Source organism: Epilithonimonas hominis (assembly GCF_003730015.1).
In the GTDB taxonomy this organism is placed as follows: domain Bacteria; phylum Bacteroidota; class Bacteroidia; order Flavobacteriales; family Weeksellaceae; genus Epilithonimonas; species Epilithonimonas hominis.
Genome location: NZ_RJTU01000050.1, coordinates 1 through 7,187, shown reverse-complemented (window position 1 = coordinate 7,187; position 7,187 = coordinate 1). Strand labels below are relative to the sequence as shown.

Genomic DNA, 7,187 nt, shown 5'->3' with positions numbered 1-7,187 from the left:
GGTGGTTTAAGGAGAGACTAGATAGCATTGTAATAAATCAGCTTTGAAACAATGACAGGTTTCTGATGTTTGAAAAAATGGATTTCCTCATCAGTATTTTTAAACCCTCGTTTTAAAACATACTCCTTTAATTTGGACAGGGTTTGGATAATAAGTTGAATTATGGCTTCAACTCGTTGTATCGAGCAATTATCTGCTTCAATCTCCAATTCGTTGATAGCCGTTTCCAGTTTATGTAGTGTTTCATTATAAAATTTATCCAGCATAATACCATTTAAAAATCAATTCTTTGATTAGTAGAAATATAAACATAAACTGCTTTGGGACTTAGCACAGTAAGGGCTTCCACCTGTGTTCTTAGCAAGGTCTGGATTTCATTAGCAGAACTGTTTATCATAGTGAGCACCTGAATATTATATTTCTCAATTATCTTCTTTAGCCCGTTCATTATATTTTTGGATAAGAGTATATCCAAACTTAGGTTGGTCTGATTAATCTTATTCAGCCAAGCATCTTTTTTAGCTACCGCCTCGTTAAACGATTTTTGGGAGTCTGCTATATGTATACAATGCACTAACCTGCCTTTTTTGTTGAAATCAACGGCGAGCTTTTTCAATAATTCACATTCTTCACTATGTAGTCGTACATCGAAAGCGATATTGTTTTCTATACTGAAAGTAGCTTTTTCCGGAACGATGATAATCGGCACATTGACTTTATAATTCTTCTCTGATATTTCCTGCCTAATTTGTGAATTGGATTTTATTCCGTTGGTGTCATATCCGATTATCAGGAAATCTATCGCGTTGTTCTGTAAATAGTTAATGATTGCGTCCGTGAAACTTTCCTTTGTCAGTCCGAAAGAAAGGTTTACTTCCGAAGTATTCTTATAGCTTTTTATCTGTTGATAGAACAGTTCTATTTCACGTTCTTTCAGCCCTTTTCTGAATTGATTGTTTTGTTCCGGTTCAGCCGTATCTTCCAACACGGTTAGTATATGAACATCTGCATTGAACTGTTCTGCAAATGCTATTGCATATAAGAAAGTATTGTCTGATGTTGAATAAAAATCAACAGGCAAAAGAATTTTTGGTTTTATTTCCATAACAAATGTTTTATTTATCTTCTACATTATATATCAGCATTGCCGTTTCAGAAAGACGTAGCAGCCTTTTACTATGGTTTATATTGAACAATCTTTTCATAAAGGGTAATTGTCTATGTATGATGCTTAGGATATTGATATAGTTATCTTCTACATACTTTGTCAAGCCGTCTTCTATATCCGTATCAATAACAATATCCACCTGAACATCAAGACCCTCAAAATTTGTAAGCCAATGTGCTTTCTTTTGTTGTGCAGCCATAGCTTTTTCTTCTGTATCGACTATGTGTACACATTTTAAAGGTGTCTCTGACGGGGAGAGTTTTGTGGCAATCCGCCTGATAATGACACATTCATTTTCAACGAGCATTACCGCAGCGGCAAACGCCCCCGTAGAGGTAAAAACGGCTTTTGCAGGCACTGCCAATATCGGTATATCAAAACCACTGTCAATCAGCCTCACTGCGTGCGAGCCGAACAGTTTTTTGTCTATAGTGTTATTCCCCGACGTACCCATTACAATCAGGTCAATTGATTTTTCTACGATATGGCTCTCAATTACATCTTGGAAATAGCCATTTTCAAAATGGAACTCTACGGGAACGTGGAGCTTATTGTTGTTATGAGCCAACTGCTCCAATTTTTTTGCTTCTGTCTTAAATTCGTTCCACTCATCATTTTCCAGCGAATCGTTGAACATCTGTGCCAAAGGGTGTACCCGATAGCGTTCCTCGTCCGTCTTCGGTTCAATAATAGGTGTAATATGCAGTATGTGCAATTCCGAGTTAAAATTATCTGCAAGCGATAGGGCATATAAAAATGCGTTCTTTGCTACTTCTGAAAAATCTGTCAGAAAAAGTATTTTTTTCATCTGTTTATTTTTATTGTTTTTAATGGTCAGATGGAATTTCGCATAAGAAAATATTCATTGTTTTGGGTATGGAAATGAATATTTTCTTATGCTTCATTTCATAATAATTTGTATTAAGATAAACGATAACCTCTTATAGAACTTCCCCTTAACACTTTTCTGAAAAGTGCCAATCGTCTGTAATTGAATTGTCCGTAATGATGTGTCATTACATAAATCATTACAGGAATGGTAAACCAACACAATGCACCCAAAACAATTTTTCCCGAAGCCATTACAGCGTTCAAACTGATGTTTTGATAAATTGCCATTCCGTTTGGAATGTCGCCTATGTCTAAATAGTTGGACATATCGCTCAAACTTTGCCATTGTCCTTGATAAACTGCCCAACCGATAATGGCACTTCCGATAGCTGTTGCAAAAAACGTCCTTACCATAATCAAAATGCTCAATACTCCGAACACATCGTCCATTTCTAAATCTAAAGAAGCGTAAAACCAAATTCCTATGAACAAAATACCCATTCCCAAACCTTTCAAAATCATAGAATAATTAAGATATTCGATGTTCATCTGTGGTTGAATGATTAAATAAAGACAAAGCGTATGCAAGAAAAAAGCGATAAATCCTCCTGCAATATAGTATTTCACATTCCAATTCTTTTTGAAGTGGAAAAATGCAATGACACCCGCTATCACTATTCCGTAAATCATATATAAATCGGTGTGAGCATTGATTAAATTATTGTAGCCCAAAACACCAAGTGTATATTGTGAATAAATGCTTGTACTTGCAAGATAAACACCCAAAAACAGCAACAAAACAAAACCGTGCTTTACATTTTCTCTTTCTACGAAAAAATTGAATTTTATCATTTTTCGTTTCAGAAATTTTTGACGGTAAATGGTCAATGCTAATAGTATAACACCACTTATTAACGAGCCTATAATATAAGGTGATATGAACCAACCTTGCTGACGCATAAACACAAAAAAGTAATTAAAGAACATAGCCGAAGAACCCAACAGAACCAAAGAAAGCCAATCTATTTGATACAATGGTTTTTTGAAGCAAAACCTTTGGTTGTGTTGGAAAATAAGCGATATTGTTGCGATGAGCAACATCATTGCCGACATCAAAAAATAAGGCGCCTGGTAATTGCTTTCAAAAGTAAACAATGCCATTTTATAGCCAAAAAACTGTCCGAAACCTATTACAAGAGGATAAAAAATAGCATAAAATCTACCTTTGTCTCCTGTTGGAGATAAAATGAACATTATAGGTAATATCATTTCTATTAATGGAAAAAATTTGAAGAAACCAATCAAAAAACTTCCTGCAACCAAAACCCAAGGATTTTCTGTTGTTCCGCACATATAAGACAATAATGCAAGCATTATACAGCTTACTGTTATGATTTCCTTTGAACGAAAACGCATTTTTATGCGCAAGGCAATCACCATAGAAAGTCCCATACCAATAACTCCTGCGTTGTTTGCCAATGCAACGTATTCCGAATACGTTGCCAATGCACCCGATAAATCGGTAGCGTTACTTGTATAAACACCGTTAATGGACACTATCGGGAAAAGTATCACGAGAATGAGCAAAAGCATTAGCGGTTTTGGAACCCAATCAGCAAAAGGACTTTTATTATACATTTTTTATTTTTTTAGGGTAACTTCCACATTCATACCTGCACGCAAGAGTTTCAAATCTTCGGGTTTGTTGTTTTCGGTAAATTCAATGCGCACCGGAATACGTTGTTGGACTTTTACGAAATTTCCTGTGGAATTGTCCACCGGAACAGCCGAATATCTTGCACCTGTTGCACCTGAAATTGCCGTAATTTTCCCTTCAAATTCTTTTCCACCCAGTGCATCTACTTTTATTTTTGCCAATCCACCAATTGTTACATTTTCCATTTGCTTTTCACGGTAATTGGCAGTAATCCACAAATTATTGATGTCCACAATGGTAGCAACCTGTTGGCTTGGATTTAATAATTGCCCTATGTTTACCGTTCTTCTACCCATAATTCCATCGTGTGGTGCGGTAATTACAGTGTATGACAAGTTGAGTTTTGCCATTTCCAAAGCGTTTTCTGTTCGTTTAATTTCGGCATCGTTCATTCCTAATCTCGATTGCACTTCGTTTACCGAAAGTTCGCTTGTGGTTTTGGCGTTTACTACGGCTTGATATTGCGAAATTTGAGCTTCCAATTGAGCTTTTTGTGCTTCATAATCACTTTTTATTTGGTCAAATTGCTGGCGTGTTACAGCTTCATCTTTCAGCAAATTTTTGTAGCGTTTGTAATTTTGTTCTGCATTCCACAAGCGTGCTTTTGTAGCTTCAATACTTGCCTTTGCTGATTGTGCGTTAGATGTTGCTGTATTTACATTGTTTGATGCTGTTTTAACCGAATTTGAAACAGCGTTTTTTGATGCTAATGCAGACATATAAGCGGCTTCCGCTTGTCCGAGTTGTGTTTGAATTTCACGGTCGTCCAAAATCATTAAAGTGTCGCCTTTCTTTACATATTGGTGTTCGATGAAACGGATTTCTTTGATGTAAGCCGAAACCCTTGTATTGATTGGGTTGATGAACGATTCTACTTGCGAAGCATTGGTATATCGGTCGTTCCCAATGTTGAAATATGCTTTTACTACCCAGAAAAGTCCGACAAGCACCAAAATCAGCACTAAATAATTGATGATTTTTGCTCTTTTATTGGGTTTCTTTTTTGCAACAGTTTTTTTTGCTGTTTTTTGCTGTTCGGTATTTTGTGTATTTTCCGAATTGTTGTTTTCTGTATTCTGCGACATATTATTTTCTTTTTTTGATTGTTAGTTGATTATAGTTTTCCGCTTTCTTTCAATAATTTATAATACGCATAAATGATGTTGATTTCTGAATTGGCAAACTGCAATTCTGCATCTAATTTTTGGTTACTTGCATCAATCAAATCCAATAAAATGGCTAATTGATTGTTGTATTTACTATTCATTATGCGATAATTTTCATCTGCCAAATTTTTGTTTGTTCCAAGCGTATTGTTTTGTGTAAGTGCTTCGTTGTATTTGATATAAGCGGCATTTACAGAAATGTCAATCATTTGTCGTGCTTCATTTGCCTGTGCAATGGCTTTGTCTTTTTCAAACTTCACTTGTTTTATTTTCTTAGGTGTTTTATAAAAAGCATCAATGTTGAAATTGAGTGAAAGTCCGGCACTCCAGCCGTTTGTGTACATATCTAACGGTGGTGTAGAAGTTGTAATAGGGCGAGCCAGGCGGTTTCCCGCAAATGCTGATAATGATGGCAAACGTTCAGCTTTGGTAATTTTTTCGGATATTTCGTAGATGTTTACTGCTTTTTGTGTCATCAAAACAGTTGGGTGGTTTTGGACATCTTGTCTGTAATTTTCGAGAAAAGTAATATTTGGCATATTTTCTAAAAGCGTATCATCTGGCAAAATTTCTGTTGTATCAGCCAATCCTAATGCCGTTGTAAGTTGTTTGTTGAGAATTTGTCGGTTGTTTTCTATTACTTGCAAAGCAAGATTCAGATTAGAAAGTTGCAATTCGCCTCGAATTACATCGTTTCGTGTAACCATTCCCTGATTGTAATATTTGTTGATATTATCTAAACGCTGTACGGCTAATTGTATATTTTGCTGATAAACTTTTTTTTGGTTAATCAACTTATATAAATCCAAGTAGTAACCCAATACCAAAAGTTTGATAGTCTGTTCGTTTGCCTGATAGTTCAGTTCTGTAAGTTCTTCTTGAAGTGATTGTGCTTTAATGCTGTTTTGCACCAAACCGCCTTTCCAAATCAACTGACTTGCATCTACCGAAAAAGTGTTGCCAAAATGTGGCATATCTACTCGTGTGGAATTAGAAAAATCCTTGTCGATGATATTTACATCGCCTAAATAATATGCCTGAACACCAGCGTTAATGCTTGGTAACTGTGCATTTTTAGCAACTTCAACCTTTTGTTTTGCAATAGTGATGTCGGCTTTTGACACGGCTAAATTCGGGTGGTTTTCTTTTGTCAAAGCGAATAATTCTTCTACCGAAATTTTTCGCTCGCTTTGAGCAAAAGCGGTATTTATGCTGATGGTTGTTAGTAATACCGCTATGATTGATTTTATCTTCATTTTTTTATTTTAATTTAATGTAATACTGTTTGTATTCGAACTATTATTTCAAAAAAATAGGATTGAGCTACATCAGCCATTTTTTAGAGTTCCACCATTTTTTGATTTACTTTTTGTAACACGGCAATGGCAGTTTCAAGTTCTTGTGAAGAAATATCGCTTTGAAGAGATTGATACACTTCTGCCATTATGGGCATTAATTTTTCCTGATACTTTTCGCCTTCTTTAGTAAGTGCAATCAGATTGTTCCGCCTGTCTGTCGGGTCGGAATTTCGTTGCACCAAACCACGAGATGTCAACTTATCAATCAAGGATGTAAGGCTTGCTTTGTTGCGATTGGTTTCACTCACAATTACCTGTTGGTTGATGTTATCTTTCTTCCAAAGCACATACAAAACTTCAAGCATTTCAATCGTTACATCAATTTTGTGTTCTTTCATTTTTTTCATAAAATGCTGTCTCGCACCTTTTCTGATGTCCCGAGTCACTTCCATCAGTTGCGAAATTCTAACCAAATCCTTTGAGTCTTTAATTTTCATTCGGCAAAGATATGATAAATAGTTTGATTTCAAACTATTTATTTAAAAATAATTTGATTTCAAACTGTTTTTTTTTAAATTGTTTGTTTGTCGTTAAAAAATGGCCGCTGTTTGGATTTGGTCTGTTGGTGTTAATGATATCGTTCAGTAGGGTTGCTGGCAACGGGAAAAGTATTGGCGAAGTGCGGGACTTAATTGGACGAAAAGTTCAATTATGACCAAACGAAGCCAATATTTTTCCCGTGAACTAAATTAATTAAAAAATTGTGAACGGAAAAATATTTGGCGACTAAATGTGACAAATATTTCTACTGCGACTTCTCCCCGCATTTTGCCAATACTATGTTGAACTAAACCTTCGGTAGCTTTCTCAGCGCTATATTTAGTTACTTTGTAAAACTAATTAAAAATCAGTAAAATGGCAACAAAAAAAAGAGTGTAGAAGCGCTTAGAGAAAACAAAATCATCAATCAGGCAAAGCGTGAAGTTTCGGGATTTGCGGAGCTTTTG

7 protein-coding genes are annotated in these 7,187 nt (G+C 35.6%); all 7 read right to left on the bottom strand.

Going from position 1 to position 7,187, the window contains the following annotated elements; all coding sequences use genetic code 11:
* Positions 1-17: 17 nt before the first annotated feature.
* Complete coding sequence (locus EGH73_RS07250; protein WP_245985463.1) at positions 18-266, bottom strand: RteC domain-containing protein; 249 nt, start codon at positions 264-266, stop codon at positions 18-20.
* Positions 267-274: 8 nt separating this feature from the next.
* Entirely contained in the window at positions 275-1,105 is an 831-nt protein-coding gene (locus tag EGH73_RS07245; protein WP_002978197.1) for a universal stress protein, read from the bottom strand.
* 10 nt (positions 1,106-1,115) lie between these two features.
* The gene (locus EGH73_RS07240; protein WP_052769096.1) at positions 1,116-1,976 is read right to left on the bottom strand and encodes a universal stress protein; all 861 of its coding nucleotides are present in this window, start codon (positions 1,974-1,976) and stop codon (positions 1,116-1,118) included.
* A 113-nt stretch (positions 1,977-2,089) separates the two neighbouring features.
* Entirely contained in the window at positions 2,090-3,637 is a 1,548-nt protein-coding gene (locus EGH73_RS07235; RefSeq protein ID WP_123281287.1) for an MFS transporter, read from the bottom strand.
* Between the two features lie 3 nt (positions 3,638-3,640).
* Complete coding sequence (locus tag EGH73_RS07230; RefSeq protein ID WP_123281286.1) at positions 3,641-4,801, bottom strand: HlyD family secretion protein; 1,161 nt, start codon at positions 4,799-4,801, stop codon at positions 3,641-3,643.
* Positions 4,802-4,830: 29 nt separating this feature from the next.
* Positions 4,831-6,138 (bottom strand): TolC family protein, encoded by a 1,308-nt coding sequence (locus EGH73_RS07225; RefSeq protein WP_123281285.1) that lies wholly within the window; start codon positions 6,136-6,138, stop codon positions 4,831-4,833.
* 83 nt (positions 6,139-6,221) lie between these two features.
* Positions 6,222-6,677 carry a MarR family winged helix-turn-helix transcriptional regulator gene (locus EGH73_RS07220; RefSeq protein ID WP_123281284.1) on the bottom strand — a complete coding sequence of 152 codons (456 nt, stop codon included), beginning with the start codon at positions 6,675-6,677 and terminating at the stop codon, positions 6,222-6,224.
* Positions 6,678-7,187: the final 510 nt, after the last annotated feature.

Bases quoted from the DNA above. Each gene is read 5' to 3' on its own strand.
- EGH73_RS07220 (WP_123281284.1), bottom strand. From the start codon at position 6,677: ATGAAAATTAAAGACTCAAAGGATTTGGTTAGAATTTCGCAACTGATG.
- EGH73_RS07250 (WP_245985463.1), bottom strand. From the start codon at position 266: ATGCTGGATAAATTTTATAATGAAACACTACATAAACTGGAAACGGCT.
- EGH73_RS07240 (WP_052769096.1), bottom strand. From the start codon at position 1,976: ATGAAAAAAATACTTTTTCTGACAGATTTTTCAGAAGTAGCAAAGAAC.
- EGH73_RS07245 (WP_002978197.1), bottom strand. From the start codon at position 1,105: ATGGAAATAAAACCAAAAATTCTTTTGCCTGTTGATTTTTATTCAACA.
- EGH73_RS07225 (WP_123281285.1), bottom strand. From the start codon at position 6,138: ATGAAGATAAAATCAATCATAGCGGTATTACTAACAACCATCAGCATA.
- EGH73_RS07230 (WP_123281286.1), bottom strand. From the start codon at position 4,801: ATGTCGCAGAATACAGAAAACAACAATTCGGAAAATACACAAAATACC.
- EGH73_RS07235 (WP_123281287.1), bottom strand. From the start codon at position 3,637: ATGTATAATAAAAGTCCTTTTGCTGATTGGGTTCCAAAACCGCTAATG.